Below are 19,321 nucleotides of genomic sequence, written 5' to 3' on the forward strand. Positions count from 1 at the left end.
AGGAGGTATTGTATGAATCAGAGTGTGACCCATCGGCAGGTTGTGCTGCTCGTGCTGATACTCAGTATTACAGGTACGCTGATTCAGCCCCACGCACAGGCCATTTTCTACGCGGAGCAGCATGCTTATCTCTCGTATTTGCCCGTTGTTTTTATGATGATAGTGTCTCTATGGTTAATAAGTCGGGTCCAGCGACGATTTCCCAATCAGGATCTGTTCGAATCCCTTGTTCAGCGATTCCCGTTTTTGGGGAGAGTAATGGGATTTCTGTACATTCTATTTTTTTTCTTCGTGTTTGCAAGAGACATCCGACTATCAGGTGACTATATAAGTATAACGCTATTGGAGAACACACCCATTTCCATCATTGTATTATCTCTGGTGGTCATGGGGGTCTTTATCGTTCGAGGCGGACTAGGTTCCTTAATCGGAATGGCGGAGTTGTATGTTACGCTGTTTCTGCTGATCTCGGTGATTATACCTTTCATGCTTATTCAGCAGGTAAATATGGATAATCTCATGCCTTATTTTCATGTTGATGTAGCCGGAGTAGGCAAGGGAAGTTGGTACATATTTTCGTTTTATGGAGAGATGATTGCATTGCCGTTTGTCATCAAGGGTAGTGATTTTCGTTTCAAGTCGGTTCTATGGGGAATTATCATCTCTGCACTCCTAATGATGCTTATCCTTGTGGAGACGATAACTGCGATCGGAGTCCCTATTGCTTCCAGACTCGTATACCCATCCTATGAGCTGGCAAGGCAGCTGCAAATCAGTGATTTTCTGGACCGGTTTGACCTTGCGCTGGCAGCAGCAACCATGCCAACCATGATTACGAAGATTGCATTTGATCTATACTTTGTCTGCTGGGGACTGAAGCGGATGATTCCGAAAGTGTCGGGAAAGATGATGACAGGCCCGGTGGCCTTGGTTGGATTCGTATGTACTTTCTGGTTCTTCCGAAACGCGATTCAGCTTAATCGTTTTACCCGGGAATGGACATGGATTGCGATTGTTTTTGAAGTGTTGTTCCCCATTGTGCTGTTTCTTTTCCTTCGTCCTCGCAAAAAGGATAAAAAAGAATCTACCCAACAGAGAGCGGGAGACCAGTCAAAGAAAGAGAAGCATGAGCCGGAACAAAAATCGGCTGATTCGGAGAAGGACGGAGAGAAAAGGCGGAAAGATTCTCATGGCGGAGAACTCCAGCCCTCCTGATGCATTCCATCAAAAATCCTTATAGATGAACGGGCAAAAAGAGGGAAAGCACAGTTTCCCTTCACAGAAGTACCCTGTATACTGTAGTCAGACTGATGAACATTCGGCTGAACTAACGGGGGGAACATGAATGGCTCAACATTTGGCAGGTGTGCGTGTAGCATTGACAGGACCACGAAAATCGAAAGAAATGTCCGTACTGGTTGAAAAAATGGGTGGAATACCGCTTGTGCGACCGGCACAGGGGACCGTATTCCTGGATGATCGGAGTATCAGGGATGGGCTGGTATCCTGGATCTCAGACCCGCCAGACTGGGCGGTATTAACTACGGGTATGGGATTGGATGCATTGTTTGAGATGGCTGAGGATATGGGAGTGGCAGGCCAATTGTTGGATGTATTATCGGAATCCTCAATTGCAGCACGGGGATACAAGACGGTGAATGCGCTCAAAAAGCGCAAGTTAACACCGCTGGTACGAGATGATGACGGTAGTACGGACGGGCTCATTCGAGAATTCGCCCCACATGACCTCGCAGGGAAAAAGGTCATGTTGCAGCTTCATGGGGAGACAGCTCCCAAACTCGTTGCATGGTTGGAAGAACAAGGTGCCATCGTCAGACAAGTGCTTCCTTACCGCCATGTACCGCCGGAAGAGACAGAGCTGGAACAGTTATTAAATGAAATTCTAAAGTTCGAGGTAGATGCTGTTGCGTTCACAAGTGGACCGCAGGTCAGATTTCTGACGCAATATGCGGCCTCCCAGGACAAGCTTGAGCCGATGCTTGCAGCCTTCAGAGAAGGCGTAATCCCTGCGTCTGTAGGTAAAGTAACAGCAAACTCCATGCGTGAAGAAGGCATTGAGGCACTGGTCATTCCGGAGGAAGAGAAGATGGGAGCACTCATCGTTGAGCTTGGACGTTACTTTGCAGCACGGCGTGCGGCCAAGATTAGAGATTAGTGGCCTGCTTTTAGATCAGTTCGACAAAAAGCTTTTGGCGTCGCTTCTTCAGGGTTTTTCTGTCCTCTCCGTTATTGTGTAAACATTCATTTCATGAATAGAGAGTGTGCATTAAGCTTAACCGCATCGCTATATGATGCGGTTTTGTTTAGATTAGATTATAGAATTTATACGTTACAACTAAAACACGAATGTACATCCTTGATAGTATTTCGATCAGAAGCTTTTCTTATCTCGAAGAAAAGGTGGAAATGACGATGACCATTTCAGATCGTAACACCAGACCCCGCCTGATCATTGCAGGCACCGGAAGTGGTGCAGGAAAAACGACAGTAACCTTGGGGCTAATGAGAGCACTCGCTCAGCGTGGCTTGAGTGTACAAGGGTTTAAATGCGGTCCGGACTATATTGATCCGACATACCATACCGCCGTTACCGGCAGACCGTCACGCAATCTGGATGCATGGATGACTTCTTCTGAGTATGTAAAGGATACGTTCGAGAAGGCCTCGGCAGGACATGATATTTCCATTATCGAAGGCGTTATGGGCCTCTACGATGGCAAAGATCCGCTCAGCAATACAGGCTCAACTGCAGAGATTGCGCTGGTCACGCAAACCCCTGTGATCCTGGTCGTCGATGTACGCAGCATGGCTCGCAGTGCGGCTGCGATTGTCATGGGTTTTCAACAGTTGGAGCCTGAATTACATATTGCCGGAGTGATTGTCAATCGGTGTGGAAGTGCGGGTCATTATACCATTGTGAAAAAAGCCATTGAGCAGATGTGCGGCATTCCGGTGGTTGGCTGGCTGAAGCGGGACGAGGACATGTCCATCCCCGAGAGACATCTGGGCCTGGTACCTGCCATCGAGCGCGGTGAGCTGGAGCCATTATTTCAGCGTGCAGCAGATGTGTTAATGGAAGGCACCGATCTGGATCTTCTGCTGGAGCTGGCAGCAAGCGCCCCGCCTTTGAATGCAGAAGAAGTGAGTCCTGCGACTACTACCCACATGGATTCAGCTAATACTGAACCAGGCTCGAATTACGACCCATCTTCCAATTCAGTGATCCACGTTAATAATCGACATGTATCATATGCGGTACAGCCTGTCATTGCCGTTGCGCGCGATGCGGCATTTAATTTCTATTATCCCGATAATCTGGAATTGCTCGAAGCAGCCGAGGCACGATTACAATACTTTAGTCCGCTCGCTGGCGAAGGTATTCCAACAGATGTGGATGGCATCTATTTGGGCGGCGGGTTTCCAGAGGAGTTTGCAGCAGAGATTGCCGGTAACCAAGGGTTCTTGGAAGGACTTCGACAGGCAGCACAATCCAACATGCCTTTATTCGCAGAATGTGGTGGTTACATGGTGCTCGGGGAAACGTTGACCGACCGTGAGGGCGTTACTTTCGATATGGCGGGCATTATCCCCGCACAGGTGCAGATGCAGAAGGAGCGCGCTGCGCTTGGCTACCGTGAAGCGAGTAGCGTTCAGGATTCCTTTTTGCTGAAAAAGGGTGAAGTGCTTCGGGGTCATGAATTTCATTATTCCACGATGACTTATCGTGATGAAGAAACGATTCCTTATGCGTATGAGACCAAGGGGATGCGTGGCTTGAAGCAAGAGGGATATGCCGCAGACAACATCGTGGCGGGGTATACGCACGTTCATCTGGGCTCTTATCCGGCAGCCGCTCGAAGATGGGTGGAGCATTGTCTAGCCTATCGGCAGGAGCGATATATGCAGGGATAATAGCAGCTATTTATAGCTCAAATAGATAGCTGAATTCAATAAGCAAAATGGCTCTAATCTTGCTTTTACCTCCTGAGTCTTTGGTCGTGAAGTTGGCGATCCCATTCTGAATTAAAGGTTTTAAGATGAATATGTGGAATGAATAAAAGACAGAATCATTATGCGAGGGAGGGACATCATGATGAGAACCGTATGTGTAACGGGAGCTGCTCGGGGATTGGGATTGGCTTTGACGGCACAGATGCTGAAGAGAGGGTATCTCGTGTATGCGGCCGGTCTGGACGTAGAGGATTCCGAGGGGATTCGAATGCTTGCAGAAGGATATCCTGACCATCTGCGCGCCATCGAACTGGATATCGCGGACGACCTGTCGGTAGCTCTGTTCACGGAGACATTGAAGCTGGATACGAATCATTTGGATATGCTGATCAATAATGCGGCTATACTAGGAAGTATTACGGATCATATCCGCGGGCCGTTGAATATGGCGGAGATGGCTGAAGTATTTAATGTGAACACCTTAGGTACACTGCGTGTGACTCATTCCCTATTACCCCTCCTTCTTCAAGGACAGGTCAAGCTGATTGTTGATATCTCTTCCGAGGCTGGAAGTATAGAGCAATGCAGTCGGGATGGGTGGTATGCCTATTGTATGTCCAAAGCTGCTTTGAACATGCAGGCCCGTCTTGTGCACAATGGTCTGAAGGATGAAGGCGGACAAGTGATGCTTGTGCATCCCGGTTGGGTACAGAGTTATATGCGGGGTGAACTGGATGTTTCTGCGGATCTCACGCCCGAGCAATCTGCACAGCATATTGCAGTCCTTATCGACCGCCATGAACAGTTTAAAGGAGATCAGCCCGCATATGTGGACTACAAGGGAGAGAAGCTCCCCTGGTAGTTGGTTTTATACAGTGAGGTGAACAAGAAAGGAGATTGATTGAATGGATCATCGTAAAAAAGCATTACTACTTGGCGATTATACACATCCGGATTGGCACCCGCTTCAGGGGGTGGATGCTGAGATTAGCCGAATTTTCCATGATACTATGACTGTGCAGTGCAGTGAGAATCGGAATATGCTGCTGCAAGAAAATATAACCGGGTTTGATGTATGTATCTCATACATGGACGATTGGAAGGGGAAAGTCTCTCCACAGCAGACAGCAGGTTTGTTGTCCTATGTAAGTAATGGAGGTGGACTGGTCATTATACATAACGGCATTTCGCTCCAAAATCGTTATGAGCTCAAACAGATGATCGGTGCCAAGTTCCTGCATCATCCGGCGTATGCACCGCTTGAATTTACTGTAACGGCGGAAAGCCATCCCGTGACGGAGGGCATTTCGAATTTCACAATGGAAGAAGAACCGTATCAGTTCGAATTTGGTTCTTTTGCCGAAACGAAAATATTGCTGGAATATCAATCCGAAGATGGACCAAAACCTGCGGTTTGGGCTCATCGATATGGTGTTGGACGTATCGTTTATCTGATGCCGGGTCACCATGTACCGTCTTTTGCACACGAAACGTATCGTAAATTACTTCTGCAAGCAGGCAAATGGGCTGCACGTTACGTCTGATCGGACAGCCATCTTTGCATGCAGAGTATAAGGGGTATAATATAGAGATCAACGAAGAGGAGGATGACAAAAATGAGCGATTTGTTCAAAAAGGCGATCTCGTTAGGGCTTGGTCTTACTGTTGTAAGCAAAGAAAAAATTGAGAAAACCGTGGATGATTTGGTCAAGCGCGGGGAACTTGCGCCCGGTGAATCCAAAGCTTTGGTTGAACGTCTGCTGGAACGGGGCGATGAAGAGCAGGGTCAGTTCAAGAGAATGATTCAGGAACAGGTCAAGCGAGTGCTTCAGGAAGCGGGTGTGGCATCCGAAAGTGATGTAACCAGTCTGGAACAGCGCGTTGCTGTCCTGGAGAAAAAACTTGCCGAACTGGGCCAATCACCACAGCTCCAACCTGATGAATCCCCGGCTCCACTTGAAGTTCCTCCTCCTCTCAAAGGAAACGAGATCGAGTAGATGGCAGTGCGAATCAAACATGTCGGCAGATACCGTGAAATTGCCATGGCGCTAGTGCGTCATGGCTTCGGTTATATGGTCGAGGAGCTGGGTTTGTTCCAGCTGCTGGCTCTGCCCAGACGGTGGATGTCGCGTGAAGCACATACCACCAAAACGCTGAGTGAACGCATCAGGCTTGTGCTGCAGGAGCTGGGGCCAGCTTTCGTTAAGCTGGGGCAACTCGCAAGTACAAGGGCAGATCTGCTGCCTGAGTCTGTCATTCGTGAGCTGGTGAAGTTACAGGATCAGGTCCCGCCGTTCTCTTCCGAGACGGCACGGGGTATTTTGGAACAGGAATTGGATACACCGCTGGAGGAGATCTTTTCCCGGTTCGAGGATACCCCTGTAGCTGCGGCCAGCATTGGACAGGTGCATCTGGGCAAACTTCGAAGCGGTGAGTCGGTAGCCATCAAGATTCAGCGGCCGGGTATATCGCGTATTGTGCAGCGTGACCTGGATATTTTGCGTGAGCTGACAGCCATGGCCGAGAAGCGCTGGGATTGGGTGAAGCAATATCAGATTCCGCAAATGGTCGAAGAATATGCTCAGGCGTTGATGGCCGAGCTGGATTATACGGTCGAAGGCCGCAATACGGAAAAGATTGCACAGCAATACCAACAGGACAACAAGGTGAAAATCCCGGCAATCTACTGGGATCAGACTTCATCCCGTGTACTCACGATGGAGTATATCGAAGGTATCAAACTCAATGATCGTGAAGAACTGGTCAGACGCGGCCATGATCTGAATAACATTGCCGAGCGGCTGGTGGATTCATTATTAAATCAGATTTTTATTCAGGGTTTCTTTCACGCTGATCCACATCCGGGCAATCTGATGGTATTGAAGGATGGACGTCTTGCCTTTATAGACTTCGGTATGGTGGGCAGTCTGAGTGATGAGATGAAACAGCAGCTTGCTTCGCTTATTATTGGATTAATGCGCAAAGATACGGACAGTATGATCCGGGCAATTGAGAAATTGGGCATGATGCCTGATGACATGGACCTGCGTGGTCTTCATGTGGATTTGGACAAGTTGCGTACCAAATATTACGATATTCCTTTTTCCAAGATTAGTGTGGGTCAGGCGTTGAATGACTTGTTCGGCGTAGCCCAGAGGCACCGGGTTGTGATGCCTGCCGATATTTTGCTGCTTGGTAAATCGTTGCTGACGATGGAAGGTGTAATCGAACATCTCGATCCTTCCCTGAGCATTGTAGATATGGCTGAACCCTTTGGCCGGAAGCTGATCAAGGAACGTTTTAGTGCCGGAAGAATCAAGAATCGGTTGTTCCGCAGTGCGGCTGATATGGCTGAGAGTGTCATTGGTCTGCCAGGGCAGTTAAGGCAATTATCATCCATTATTAGCAAAGGCAAGCTGAGGCTGGAGATCAGTGTCCCTGAACTGGATGCACTCATGCGCAGAATGGATCAGATCAGTAATCGGCTGTCCTTCAGTATCGTGCTGCTCGCCTTTTGTATCATCATGGTGGGCCTGATTATCGGTTCGTCGATCAGTCATCAATCCACGATGCTGTGGGATATTCCGGTCATTGAGATTGGTTTCTTGGTGGCGATTCTGATGGTGGCTTTCCTGCTCTATTCGATATTCAAATCAGGAAGATTCTAAAATAACAGCAAGACCCGCAAAGAGACCTTTTTAAAGGATCTTTGCGGGTCTTGCTTTAATTTCGCTAGTTTTTTGGAGAATGCCATATTCACAGTTAATGTTGTGGCCCTCTTGGGTGCTTATATCAATTTAAGAATCTTGCATTTGTGAACGGCATATGTTCTGGAGCTGACACTCAGCTTTTTATACACGCGCCCCAAATGATATTCGACATTTCGAGTAGACATGAAAAGAGACTCCGCAATTTGTTTATTGGTTTCGCCTTTAGCCACCTGTTGCAGCAATTTTATTTCGAACTCGGTCAGCATAGTTTCAGGCACATTAAAGGAGGCAGTCGGAGTAAAAATCGTTTTAAGGAAATCCAGGGAAAAGACCACCGCCTCTTCCATACACATGGAAATGCTTGTGAGCACTTGCTGAGCTGAAAAAGACTTGTCGATAAATCCGCGAATGCCTGCCTGTACCGACATTTGAAACAGCTGAATCATATCCTCCTGGGAATAGAAAAGCATGATTCTTGCATCAGGAATGATCTCCAGTGTTTTGGTTGCCAGTTCAATTCCGTTAAGGTCCGGCATAGACAAGTCATACAGGTAGAGGTCTATCGCATTGGCTTGTTCTTTTATGAAGTCTAGCGTTTCAAGGGCTGAATGAAGTACGGTTACCTTCATGTTGTTTTGTTCCAAAATGAGCTTCATTCCACAGGTGAATGCTTTATGATCGTCTACCAGAATTACGTTCAGCATGATATGCACCTCGTATGTATTATTTTCTTTCGGGCCGCAAAATAACCGTAACAAGTGGATTTGTGGAAACTTGGCGGGTTTTGGGGATTGCTTGCGGTTAAAACCCATTATTTCTATGATATATTAAAAATGTAATATATTTCAAGTTGAGAGGTGGTGAAATATATGCGTAAAGTTCAAGTGGCTCCTTTGAAGAGTTATGGTGCTTTCCTAACAGTAACTCTCTCCAAGAAAAGTAAGCCAGGAGATGGTAAAAACGGCCGTGGAGTAAAACGTGGTTAATTTCAAAGGCATTATATGTTCACCAGAGAGGGCCTTTCGGCTCTCTCTAGTCATTTCCATATACTACATATTACCTTGCAGAGAGGGGTTGCAGGCATGAAAATTGCCCGAAGCGAGGAAACCGCCACGACGTCATTAAGCGAGGAATGTATCGTGCTGGATATCAATAACGGCGAATATTTTGGACTTGAAGGCGCGTTGATGGAGCTGTGGCTGGAACTGGAGACTGGGACAAGGGAATTCGACCAAATTCTGAGTAAATGGAAAAGGGAATTTGATCAATCCGAGGCGGAATTAACCGATATTCTGCAGAACGCAATTCAGGAACTTTGGGCTAAAAATCTGGTCAAGGTCGATGCCTCATGAGCAAGGCCATCCCTGTCCATAACAAGGTTTATTTCACCACGGTCCATGCTTTTGTCCGCCTGTTACTGCTGGAGACGGATTTTGTAGATGCTTATGAAAAAATTGCAATACATATGTATCCGCTTCATGTAAGCGCAGGACGAAGGGAAGCGAATCGGATCGAGACGGCCGAATTGTGCAGACTTGGTCAGATGATGTATGAAATGGATGAAAATGATCATCTTATCACCTCGTGTGTTTCCATAGCTATGACAGTTCAGGCCATTTTGTTTAGTGCCGGCTATGAGAGTGACTTGTTGATCGGTGTGAAAAAGATAGATGAAAAATTGTTTTCTCATGCATGGGTGCGTTTGGGAGACGGTCGGACTATTGACCCCAATCATAAAGGAAATGATTTGAAGGTGTTGAAAACATATAATATGAGCGAATATGCCGAGAGGTGGGTGCTATCTCTGGGATGAAGATATGGATTGCTATGCAGGGCCAAAATCGAAATATTTGGTTAGAGTGGATGGATTCAATTAAAAGGTGGGCAAGGGTTACCGGTTTGGATGTATATACGGACGACACGTTCCATTTAGCAACGCTCTCCTATGGTTACGGACCGCAGGTTTCCAGTTCCTTCACGGATGTCCGTCTTGATTTTCCCATCATTCTGGATGGCTGGGCGAGCGGTGAGCTGCAAGCCCATGCCGACGATTTCCCGTCCCTTTCATCTCATCAGCAGGAGCAAGCTTACCGTCTGCTGCAAGAGAAACCTGAATATCAGCTAAGCAAGTCTCAAGGGGAATTTACACTGGTGTACTGGGACCAGAAACGAAGCAGCTTGATTGTTGCTACGGACAGCTATGCAACCCGACCCGTCTATTATTGGATAAGTCCAAGAAATGAATGGTTTGTTGCCAACGATCTACGAGTGCTTTTGCTGCTTCAGGATATTCCTTTTGAGGTTGATGAAGACGTATGCCGAATGTATCCGACTTCAGGCTTTGCTGTGGGGGAGAACGGACTGGAGGAGCGCACTTTTTTTAAAGGCATTCGCAAGCTGCCCACGGCCTCCATTGCCTGGTGGAACAATCATCAGGTGAAAGTGCAAAGCTACTGGGGAATGCGGGAACTGACAAGCAGGCCACAGCTCACGGAGGATGCTGTCCCTCAATTTCGTCAATTGCTGAAGCAGGTGACCCTGGAACGTTTTAATGGTAGCAAACGAATTGTTGAGCTGAGCGGAGGACTCGACTCGGCTGCGGTTGTAGCAGCCGCCATTGCCAGCGGGAACCGAGAGCAGGTTCTGGCTGTCAACATATCTTTTGCCGAGCCGGATATGATGCCAAGCCATGATAAGGATCTCGTCAAAAAAATGATGAAGGATCTGCGCATTCCCGGCCTGATTATTCATGCGGACGCAACGGCGAGAATACCAAATGCCGAAATTGGCAGGGACCCGCTATGGTTCGTGGATGGTCCAGATCCCCGAGCCAATTCGCTTGTGAACGAAACATTTACGGTGCTTGCTCGGCAATTTCGAACTGCTGCCGTTTTGACGGGTGAAGGCGGAGACTTCATATATAGCGGTGAGGCTGCTGTCATTGATTCCTATTTTCGGCAAAAGCGCTATCGGGAAGGCATTCGTCAGCTCCGAAAATGGACTGGCAATCGAGCGGGCCCCATGCTGAAAAGGGGCTTCCAATATGGTTTGGCGCCATTCATTCCTTATATTGGAGAAAAATTGTACTATAAGCTGTTATGGTCGGATACGGAGTACGACTTGCCAGAATTTTTTACAAACGAACATCTCTTGAGAGAACGGCAGATGAATGCGGGGGAGGTTCATCGATACCGAAAAAGCAGGCCACTAAATTACTGGGGAAAGCGTTATCATTTTGACTTTCTGTGGCCACGTGCAAGATACATGGACTCTGTAAGTGTTACCTTGCCTGCATATCATCCGTTTCTGGACCGTCGCATGATCGAATTTTCATTCTCGGTTCCGCCGGAGCAGCATTATGATCTCTTGAAGGGGGAGCAAGACAGCTATGCTGGTTCCAAGCTGCTGCTTCGAAAAGCATTCACAGATATCTTGCCTTCGTATGTCTATAACAGGTCGTCCAAAACAACCTATGCCCATATGGCCAGAAAAAGCTTTTTGAACGATCGCAAGAATATTTTGCAATTGTTCGCGAGCGGACAGCGTGTGCTTGTTACGGAACTGGGGATTATTGACCAGAAAACGTGGTGGAAACACCTGGTCGCCATGGCAATCCGTTCGGAGGACCCGAATAATGATCTGGGCATGGGTTACCAGTATATGCGCTCTGTCATCGACTTGGAAATCTGGCTGCAGGAGATGAGCCGGGGCAAAGAATATGTGCTCAACCGCTCCAGGCCGGCTCCGGCAAGGCTGCTCGGAGATATCGAGGAGGTCAATCTGAATGAGAAGAAACCCATGTATTTTCATGCCTGATTCAGGGCGATTTGAATCATAAAGGTGCAGACGAATGGAGAAATACATGCTTGATCAAGAAGAACGGTGCAGCAGAGTGCAACGAACACGGCAAACGACCCGTTTGCTCGTGCGAATGTTATGGCAATCCGGTCCGGTGTTAACCTTACTTATCGTTTTGTTCATATTCATTGAGGGGGCTGTTCCAGCACTTCAGCTCTATGCCTCCAAACAAATCATCGATGGCATTGCGCCAGACGGTTCAGGATCATACGCGGCGCAGTGGGCTATTGTCTATGCTTGCAGCCTGGTTTTGCTCAGCATCGTGAACGCCGCGCAAACCTGGCTTAAAATGCTGCTATCGGAGCGATCCATCATTACCGTGAACAGTGTTTTGCTGGACGCCTTCGAACGTATTCCCGGCATGCGCTTTTTTGAAGAGGAGGAGCACCGGAACCGGCTGGAGGCGCTGCGGGATCGCTCCAATTGGTTGCCAGCACAGCTCCTGAACTTCAGCGCGAATTTGTGCACATCTGTTTTTTCAGCTATTGGTATTATTATGCTGATTGCGGTGCTCTCTCCGATGCTGTCCATTATTCTGGTGCTGTCAACAGCTCCTTTTGCGTTCATGCAGAACCGGTACAACGAGATGGAATGGCAGTACGCCAAAGAATATGCAGTGATCAGAAGAAGATTGGATTACACTCGAAGCCTGATGATTAGTCGACGTGCCGCCAAGGAAATTCGCTTGTTTGGTTTGGGCAGCCATCTCCACAACATCTATCAACACACGTTTGCCCAGCTGTATGAACAGTTTCGAATGATCCAGGCCAAAAGCGCCAGAGGAACGGTTTTTACCGGTCTTTTTTCGGGTATGGTGGCAGGCGGAGCATATTTTTGGGTAGTAAGTCAATCTGGATCGGGCTCCATTTCGTTGGGGGATATTGCTCTGTATCTGGGGGCTGTGTTTCAATTGTCTGTTTCCTTAAGGGAGATTGCGAAGGAAGGGGCCGACACGGTTGATATCTGGAGAATGGGAAATGATTTCGTCATATTTATGAATGCGGAGGAAGATATCCAGACGCCTTCGCATCCCGTTCCAGTGAATACTGGCCCTCTATCTATAGAGTTCAAGGGAGTATGCTTCAAGTATCCTTATCAGCAACAGGAGAGTGCTGCTTCCGAGGAAAAAGCTGATGATTTCGACCTGGACAGTGAGGAAGCCGATGGAGAAAATGACGAAGTCTTCGACTATGCTGAGGACTTTCATGAGAATGAAGACAGACGCTCTCCCTGGGTCCTTGACCATATCAGTTTCAGCATATCGCCCGGGGAGCGCATCGCGATTGTCGGCGCCAATGGCTCGGGCAAAACGACCCTTGTCAAACTGCTGTGTCGCTTCTATGAGTTTTGCGAAGGCGAGATCAAAATCAACGGTGTGGATATTCGCTCGTTTGATGTCAGGGAGCTGAGAGAGCACATCTCGGTTGTTTTTCAGGAATTCGGAAAATACGAGTTATCCTTGCGCGAGAACATTATGATAGGCAGCCTGAATGCAAAACTGAGCGATAGGGAGATGAATCAGGCACTTCAAGATTCAAGGCTGGACCAGATCGTTTCGACGCTGCCTCAGGGAACCGAAACCCTCTTGGGCCCCGAATGGGGAGGGACTGATCTCTCGGGTGGACAATGGCAGCGTGTTGCTTTAGCCAGAGCGATGGTTCGCGAAGCAGGTCTGGTGATTCTGGATGAACCGGCGGCGTCTCTTGACATTCGGGCGGAATATGAGATTTTCAATCAGTTTCAAAAAATGACAGAAGGTAAAACGGTTATCATGATCTCTCATCGGTTCAGCACGGTTAAACTAGCAGATCGAATCCTTGTCCTGAAAAATGGTTGTATTGTGGAAGAAGGTAGCCATGAGGCCTTGATGCGCAAAAATGGGGAGTATGCCACCATGTTCCGGTTGCAAGGAAGATCTTTTCAAGGGGAGGAGCATATCCAGTGATAGCATTGCAACGAATCACAGCCAGGCGGCGACAGATGGCTTCCTCCGTTTTGTTTGGATTGTCCTTGCTATGGACATGCTCGCCATTAAAAGTGTGTACCGTTTTTGCAATCAAAGTGCTTGAGTCATTGCTTGGTCCGCTGCTTGTCTGGCTGAGTGCCCAAATCATTGACAGATTGGCAGTGCAGCCGTTTGTTCTTGCATCATGGGATGTGCTGACTTGGATGGTGCTCTTGTATATTGGGCTAACATTAGCTGTGGATGCCCTCCAACCCGTATCGGAGATGCACAAACGCCTGTTGACTGCAAAACTTCAAGCGCATATTGATGAGTTGTTGATCAGCAAAGCAATGTCGATTCCAGATATTGCTCCTTTTGAAAAGGCAGGCTTCCATACAAAAACTCGAGTTATTCAATATAACGAATACTTCGTTACAATGTGGTTAACGATTATTTCTCAGACCATCGGAGGACTAGTCGTGATTGCAGCCGGGAGTATCATGATCGGAACGATCGCTCCCTGGGCCCCGATTGTCTTGTTGGCGTTGGTCGTTCCCAAGCTGTATTGGGAAGCGAAGCTTAACAACGCGACCTTTGAAGGACGCGAGGAGGTCCAGGAATTAAGGCGGCGTGCCGAATATTACGCTGGTACGCCGCTCAGGCCTGAAACAGCCGGGGAGCTGAAGGTATTTGGCCTTGTTCCTTTTTTTAAGGAGAGATATCTGAGTACATCACGAGAGCTTCTGCTTACACTTTCAGCCGACCAACGGAAACTGGCCCTCCATCAATTATTGTGGTCTGTGCTCCAGTCGCTGGCCGCCGGCCTCATCATTATTTATCTAGTTGGACATGCGCTTTCCGGCCATTTCACAGCAGGTGACATCTTTTTATTCATTGGTGCCACTATTCAGTTAAATGAAGGAATGAATGAATTGTTTGCAGCTTTTGCGATCGGTCCCAGGGAAGCTCGGCATCTGGAGAAGATTCGTTCTTTTCTCTATAGCGAGAATGAAATGAAGTCAGGCTCATGCCCTCCGGCGGTGTCCGTCAAAGAGGGCTTCCGGCTGGAAGGGGTCCATTTCCGGTATGATGAAACCAAAGTTGTGCTGGATATCCCTGAGCTTATCATCCCTGCTGGAAAAGTGACCGTGCTGGTCGGTGAAAATGGGTCAGGGAAAAGCACGCTTGTCAAACTGCTCCTGCGCTTCTTTGATCCGAATGAAGGAGCGGTGTTTTACAACGGTATTCCGCTGAGAGAGTATGATATCGCTGCCTATCGAACACAGGCCACAGCGGTATTCCAGGATTTTGTGCGCTATGAAATGAATCTTCGGGACAATATTGGACTAGGTGACCTTGCGGCTGTTAACGAGCAAAGGATAGTCGAAAGAGCTGCCAAGCTGGGCGGAGTAGACGAATTTCTCCACAAGCTGGGGCAAAAATATGATACACAGCTAGGTAGGCTATTCGGAGGCAGAAGCCTTTCAGGAGGAGAATGGCAGCGGATTGCATTATCCCGTGCTTTTATGAGAGAGGATATTGCCGGATTGCTGATCATGGACGAACCTTCTTCTGCGCTTGATGTGTTCATGGAGGAAGACGTGTTCCAGCGAATGCGGGATTTAATGAAAAACAAGACGGTGGTCATCGTCTCGCATCGGTTAAGCACTGCACGACATGCAGATTATGTAGTCTATATGGAACAGGGCAGAATCATGGAGACGGGAACTCACGACCAATTACTGGAAAATGAAGCGGGGTATGCTGAACTTTACAATATGCAGGCTCAAAAATACAGATAAGAGGTGAGATGAAATGAGCGTGATTGACAATTTGCGACCGTTTACAGAGCGAGATTTGCCAATGCTGGAGGATTGGTTTAAGGATGCAGAGGTTCATCGGCGCTTGGAGGGAATGCTTCCTTTAGACGAGTGGTATCGGCACGTCGAGCAGCATCCCGGTTATAATGTGTGGGTCGCGTTCTCGCAGGACGAAGCCGTAGGTGTAATTATGATTGAGCGGGAGGAGCAGAATACGGGAAGCATTGCCATCGTTGTCCATCCGTCGATTCGGGGTAAGGGCTACGGCAGAGCAGTGGTTGGAAAAGCCATACAATTACCTGAGCTGGGAACGATCTATAAATGGTATGCCGGAATTGAAGCTGACAATGCTGCTTGTTTGAGGTGTTTTCAGTCTACTGGTTTTGTACTGGAGAACGAAGCTCCCGATGAAGACGGTTATTTCTCTTTATGGCATATCGCTAATATTAAAGTGTAGAGTGGAAACAAGGAGGGAAGGCAATGAAAAGAACAATACGGCTGCTTGTGTTCATTCTGCTGGTCTCGTTTCTTCCTGTATCTGAACTAAAAGCATCCGATCGGCAAGCCGATTACACCTTTCTCATCTATATGATTGGTTCAGACATGGAAAGTGATTTTCATATGGCAAGCGATGACTTGAAGGAAATGATGAGTGTCGGCTCTTCCGGCAATGTAAACGTTATCGTTCAGACAGGAGGCGCCCAAAGCTGGGACCATTCGTCCATCGAACCCGGTCTGAATCAACGATGGCGTGTGGAAAAGGGGAGGTTGGCCTTTCTGGATAACGCCGGCTCGCAAAATATGGATACATCCGATTCCCTTACAGATTTCATTCGCTGGGGAACCCGTGAATATCCAGCTCGGAAGCATGTGCTTATGTTCTGGGGGCACGGTCTTGGACCGATTGATGGATACGGTGGCGACGAGCACTACGGAAATAAAAAAATGAGCTTGACCGAACTTCAAAAAGGAATTGGACATGCTTATAACGAAACGGGAATTAAATTTGAACTCATCGGCTTCGATAATTGTAAAATGGCAAGTGTGGAGGTGGCCTACGCACTTAGGGATTACGGTAAGTATTTGCTTGCATCTGTTGACTACACGAATCAGAATGGCTGGGACTATACGAAAATGCTGAAGGCAGTTCAAGACAAACCCGGGATTTCCACTCTTAAGTTGGGCAGAATTATTGCTCAAGGATATCTGGAACAGTCGAAGGTAAACGGTGAAGAGGAGGACCTTCAGCAATCGATCATTCAACTGGATCAGATGGAAGAGGTTATGAAGGCAGTCGAGTCATTCAGCAAAAGGTTGTTAAAGCCCCAAGCTATGACAAAGGGTATGAATCAGTTGAGAAAAGCACGGGATCAAGCCGAGGATTATGCAGACGAAGCCGATTTGGTGGATCTTGCTGACTTGTTTACCTTGATCGGCAAAAGAATGAAAGCTGAGACTGAGGCGGACCGCGTCAAAAAGGCAATTCAAAAAGCGGTTGTTTATAACATGAAGTCTCCTGAGCATCCCAAGGGAAAAGGAATGAGCGTTTATTTTCCGAGCAGGGATGTTCATCGCTTTACCGAAAAGGCCAGTAAGTACCGAAAACTGGAATTTAGCTCGAGCTATAAGGCTTTCATTACTGAATACTCGACATTGTTGTCACGTCGGCCCCAAAATACTCCAAACAAAGAGTGAACATTGTTATATGCAACTGAAGTTAAGGAAGCAACGAAGCATGAATGACGATGCAAGCAATGGAGCCTGTGTGAAACCATCAGCACATAATCAGCGATGAAGCGGGAGAGCTTCTTCATACCTTTCTTGTTGGCATGGTTGGTGACTCTTCCATGTTACCAAACAAGCGAGGTTTTTTTGTTTATGGGATCTACAAGGGTGAATAACTAACATCCTCGCTGATATATCCTGCAATGGGAACTGCCTGGTATTACTTTGTTCAAAATAGAGTATTTTTGAGTAAATCAATGAAAAAATTAGAATTAAAGAGGTATGCTATTATTTTTTCAGCTTAATAGTGTTAGTACATATTACATCCTATAGTTATAATAATAGGTCAGTACATTAACGGACCCAGTTTTTCTGAGAGGGGAAAACTATAGGTGTCATGCTCTGTTCATGGCGCCCTGAAGGCAAGAAAAAGAAAACGGATTTGGACGGAAGCAAGCGGGACACATAGGAACGGATGGGGCATGTTCAGAAATAATGTTGGATAGCCTAACTCTCATGCTAAAAGATTCCGGATTCGCAATTTGAGGTACAGGCCAAGATCAATCTTGGGAACAGTGAAGTGCACGGAATTGATTATACTGTAGAAAGGATGTTATTTAACCACGATTAGATGAATTTTGCGAAAAGCATTCTGCTATTTGTGCTGTCTGTTGTAATGGGTCAGTGATGAACCGTATCGTTACCCATCAGGTGATAAGACAAATTGAGTTGATACACGTAGGAGGAACGGCAAGAACATATGAATACTTTAAAACAACAATGGTTTGGCAACATTCGCGGAGACGTGCTGGCAGGCATTACGGTAGCGCTGGCGTTAATTCCGGAAGCCATTGCGTTCTCCATCATTGCGGGTGTTGATCCGATGGTCGGGTTGTATGCTTCGATTACAATTGCAATTGTGATCTCGATTGCTGGTGGAAGACCAGGCATGATCTCGGCGGCAACAGGTGCCATGGCGGTACTAATGGTTGGACTCGTCAAGGATTATGGCGTGGAATATCTTTTTGCAGCAACGATTTTGACGGGCATTATCCAGTTTCTACTGGGCATATTTAAGGTTGGACGGTTTATTACGTTTGTGCCTCATTCGGTACTGACCGGATTTGTGAATGCACTGGCTATACTGATCTTTATGGCACAGTTAACCCACTTCACGGGAGCAAACTGGATTATGTATGCGATGGTGGCGGGAACGCTGGCGATCGTTTATATATTGCCAAGGTTTTTCAAAGGCGTTCCGGCTCCACTGATTGCAATTATCGTGATGACGATTATTACCGTGGTGTTTCATCTGGACGTAAGAACAGTCGGCCACATGGGGAATATAACGAGCACTCTGCCGATGTTCCACTTGCCGAATATTGCGTGGACTTGGGACACGCTGATGATTCTGCTGCCTTATTCATTCACCATGGCACTGGTTGGTTTGCTGGAGTCCTTGCTGACCGCAACCATCGTGGATGAGATGACCGAGACCAAGAGCAGCAAGAACCGTGAAGTGCGTGGTCAGGGTATCGCGAATTTTGTTAACGGTTTGTTTGGCGGCATGGGCGGCTGTGCAATGATTGGGCAGTCGGTCATTAATGTGAAGTCTGGCGGACGTGGAAGATTGTCTACGTTTACTGCAGGTGCGTTTCTCGCGATCCTGTTGCTGCTGTTTAGCGGTGTGGTGAAACAAGTACCGATGGGGGCGCTCGTCGGTGTAATGTTTATGGTGTGTATCGGAACATTCGACTGGAGTTCTATCAAAAATATTGCTCGCGTGCCGCGCGCGGAAGCCTTTGTCATGATCGTGACGGTGGCAATTGTGGTCTATACCCACGATCTATCGATCGGGGTTATGGTCGGCGTTGTGCTCAGTGTACTGCATTTTGGCTGGAAACAGACCAAGATTCGCGTACAGGCGAGCCAGGAACAAGGGCAGAAAGTATACCGGGTTCATGGACCATTTTTCTTTGGCTCTTCGTCCCGATTCGTGGATGAGTTCGATGCAGAGGCCGATCCGAAGGAGATCACGATTGATTTCGGAGGTTCACATATCTGGGATAATACCGCGGTTGTGGCTATTGGCAAAGTGAAATTCAAAATACGCGAAGCTGGGCAAAACCGTGCACCTTCGCGGGTTGAACGAGGAGAGCTCTCGCATTCTTGAACGGAGTGGATTTGCCACAGCGAGCGGGCACGGTTCGTAACTTGGTTGGAACGAAGTAAACAACGAATAGGTAACATAAAAAGATGCATTTTAATCAGTGTCGCACTTTTTCCGGATT

16 protein-coding genes and 1 pseudogene are annotated in these 19,321 nt (G+C 47.5%); 16 read left to right on the forward strand and 1 reads right to left on the reverse strand.

From position 1 onward, the window contains the following. The first annotated feature begins 12 nt into the window (after window positions 1-12). The 7 genes from QF041_RS22815 to QF041_RS22845 all read left to right on the forward strand — a co-directional run bounded on the left by QF041_RS22815 (window position 13) and on the right by QF041_RS22845 (window position 7,640). The gene (locus QF041_RS22815; RefSeq protein WP_307415789.1) at window positions 13-1,215 is read left to right on the forward strand and encodes a GerAB/ArcD/ProY family transporter; all 1,203 of its coding nucleotides are present in this window, start codon (window positions 13-15) and stop codon (window positions 1,213-1,215) included. A gap of 130 nt (window positions 1,216-1,345) precedes the next feature. Further along, window positions 1,346-2,176 (forward strand): uroporphyrinogen-III synthase, encoded by an 831-nt coding sequence (locus tag QF041_RS22820; protein ID WP_307415791.1) that lies wholly within the window; start codon window positions 1,346-1,348, stop codon window positions 2,174-2,176. A gap of 257 nt (window positions 2,177-2,433) precedes the next feature. Continuing rightward, window positions 2,434-3,933 (forward strand): cobyrinic acid a,c-diamide synthase CobB, encoded by a 1,500-nt coding sequence (locus tag QF041_RS22825; RefSeq protein ID WP_307415793.1) that lies wholly within the window; start codon window positions 2,434-2,436, stop codon window positions 3,931-3,933. Window positions 3,934-4,111: 178 nt separating this feature from the next. Then, window positions 4,112-4,834 (forward strand): SDR family oxidoreductase, encoded by a 723-nt coding sequence (locus tag QF041_RS22830; RefSeq protein WP_260633050.1) that lies wholly within the window; start codon window positions 4,112-4,114, stop codon window positions 4,832-4,834. A 43-nt stretch (window positions 4,835-4,877) separates the two neighbouring features. Then, window positions 4,878-5,516 carry a ThuA domain-containing protein gene (locus QF041_RS22835; protein WP_074092596.1) on the forward strand — a complete coding sequence of 213 codons (639 nt, stop codon included), beginning with the start codon at window positions 4,878-4,880 and terminating at the stop codon, window positions 5,514-5,516. A 72-nt stretch (window positions 5,517-5,588) separates the two neighbouring features. Then, complete coding sequence (locus QF041_RS22840; RefSeq protein WP_091036091.1) at window positions 5,589-5,969, forward strand: phasin family protein; 381 nt, start codon at window positions 5,589-5,591, stop codon at window positions 5,967-5,969. Then, window positions 5,970-7,640, forward strand: a complete 1,671-nt coding sequence (locus tag QF041_RS22845) for an ABC1 kinase family protein (protein ID WP_221825539.1) — start codon at window positions 5,970-5,972, stop codon at window positions 7,638-7,640. Window positions 7,641-7,759: 119 nt separating this feature from the next. Here the strand turns inward: QF041_RS22845 and QF041_RS22850 are convergent, their stop codons facing one another. Beyond that, window positions 7,760-8,386, reverse strand: a complete 627-nt coding sequence (locus tag QF041_RS22850) for a response regulator transcription factor (RefSeq protein WP_307415795.1) — start codon at window positions 8,384-8,386, stop codon at window positions 7,760-7,762. Between the two features lie 165 nt (window positions 8,387-8,551). On the opposite strand from QF041_RS22850, the gene QF041_RS31340 reads away from it, so the two are divergent. From QF041_RS31340 to QF041_RS22890, 9 genes and pseudogenes are all read left to right on the forward strand, one after another. Next, complete coding sequence (locus tag QF041_RS31340) at window positions 8,552-8,668, forward strand: lariocidin family lasso peptide (protein ID WP_433748117.1); 117 nt, start codon at window positions 8,552-8,554, stop codon at window positions 8,666-8,668. A gap of 96 nt (window positions 8,669-8,764) precedes the next feature. Beyond that, a complete protein-coding gene (locus QF041_RS22855; protein ID WP_307415796.1) occupies window positions 8,765-9,034 on the forward strand; it encodes a PqqD family peptide modification chaperone in 270 nt (89 codons plus the stop codon). Next, a complete protein-coding gene (locus QF041_RS22860) occupies window positions 9,031-9,495 on the forward strand; it encodes a lasso peptide biosynthesis B2 protein (protein ID WP_307415797.1) in 465 nt (154 codons plus the stop codon). The genes QF041_RS22855 and QF041_RS22860 overlap by 4 nt, the downstream gene beginning before the upstream one ends. Further along, window positions 9,492-11,498, forward strand: coding sequence for an asparagine synthase-related protein (locus QF041_RS22865; protein WP_307415798.1), 2,007 nt, complete (start codon window positions 9,492-9,494; stop codon window positions 11,496-11,498). Before QF041_RS22860 ends, QF041_RS22865 begins: the two co-directional genes overlap by 4 nt. Window positions 11,499-11,544: 46 nt before the next feature. Beyond that, entirely contained in the window at window positions 11,545-13,485 is a 1,941-nt protein-coding gene (locus QF041_RS22870) for an ABC transporter ATP-binding protein (RefSeq protein WP_307415799.1), read from the forward strand. After that, window positions 13,482-15,287, forward strand: coding sequence for an ABC transporter ATP-binding protein (locus QF041_RS22875; RefSeq protein WP_307415800.1), 1,806 nt, complete (start codon window positions 13,482-13,484; stop codon window positions 15,285-15,287). The genes QF041_RS22870 and QF041_RS22875 overlap by 4 nt, the downstream gene beginning before the upstream one ends. 13 nt (window positions 15,288-15,300) lie before the next feature. Beyond that, entirely contained in the window at window positions 15,301-15,762 is a 462-nt protein-coding gene (locus tag QF041_RS22880; protein ID WP_307415802.1) for a GNAT family N-acetyltransferase, read from the forward strand. 23 nt (window positions 15,763-15,785) lie between these two features. Beyond that, a complete protein-coding gene (locus tag QF041_RS22885; protein WP_307415803.1) occupies window positions 15,786-17,000 on the forward strand; it encodes a clostripain-related cysteine peptidase in 1,215 nt (404 codons plus the stop codon). A gap of 790 nt (window positions 17,001-17,790) precedes the next feature. Continuing rightward, window positions 17,791-19,243, forward strand: a pseudogene (locus QF041_RS22890) (SulP family inorganic anion transporter). The last annotated feature ends 78 nt before the right edge of the window (window positions 19,244-19,321 follow it).

Source organism: Paenibacillus sp. W2I17 (genome assembly GCF_030815985.1).
GTDB lineage: Bacteria > Bacillota > Bacilli > Paenibacillales > Paenibacillaceae > Paenibacillus.

Bases quoted from the DNA above. Each gene is read 5' to 3' on its own strand.
- QF041_RS22815 (WP_307415789.1), top strand. From the start codon at position 13: ATGAATCAGAGTGTGACCCATCGGCAGGTTGTGCTGCTCGTGCTGATA.
- QF041_RS22820 (WP_307415791.1), top strand. From the start codon at position 1,346: ATGGCTCAACATTTGGCAGGTGTGCGTGTAGCATTGACAGGACCACGA.
- QF041_RS22825 (WP_307415793.1), top strand. From the start codon at position 2,434: ATGACCATTTCAGATCGTAACACCAGACCCCGCCTGATCATTGCAGGC.
- QF041_RS22830 (WP_260633050.1), top strand. From the start codon at position 4,112: ATGATGAGAACCGTATGTGTAACGGGAGCTGCTCGGGGATTGGGATTG.
- QF041_RS22835 (WP_074092596.1), top strand. From the start codon at position 4,878: ATGGATCATCGTAAAAAAGCATTACTACTTGGCGATTATACACATCCG.
- QF041_RS22840 (WP_091036091.1), top strand. From the start codon at position 5,589: ATGAGCGATTTGTTCAAAAAGGCGATCTCGTTAGGGCTTGGTCTTACT.
- QF041_RS22845 (WP_221825539.1), top strand. From the start codon at position 5,970: ATGGCAGTGCGAATCAAACATGTCGGCAGATACCGTGAAATTGCCATG.
- QF041_RS22850 (WP_307415795.1), bottom strand. From the start codon at position 8,386: ATGCTGAACGTAATTCTGGTAGACGATCATAAAGCATTCACCTGTGGA.
- QF041_RS31340 (WP_433748117.1), top strand. From the start codon at position 8,552: ATGCGTAAAGTTCAAGTGGCTCCTTTGAAGAGTTATGGTGCTTTCCTA.
- QF041_RS22855 (WP_307415796.1), top strand. From the start codon at position 8,765: ATGAAAATTGCCCGAAGCGAGGAAACCGCCACGACGTCATTAAGCGAG.
- QF041_RS22860 (WP_307415797.1), top strand. From the start codon at position 9,031: ATGAGCAAGGCCATCCCTGTCCATAACAAGGTTTATTTCACCACGGTC.
- QF041_RS22865 (WP_307415798.1), top strand. From the start codon at position 9,492: ATGAAGATATGGATTGCTATGCAGGGCCAAAATCGAAATATTTGGTTA.
- QF041_RS22870 (WP_307415799.1), top strand. From the start codon at position 11,545: ATGCTTGATCAAGAAGAACGGTGCAGCAGAGTGCAACGAACACGGCAA.
- QF041_RS22880 (WP_307415802.1), top strand. From the start codon at position 15,301: ATGAGCGTGATTGACAATTTGCGACCGTTTACAGAGCGAGATTTGCCA.
- QF041_RS22885 (WP_307415803.1), top strand. From the start codon at position 15,786: ATGAAAAGAACAATACGGCTGCTTGTGTTCATTCTGCTGGTCTCGTTT.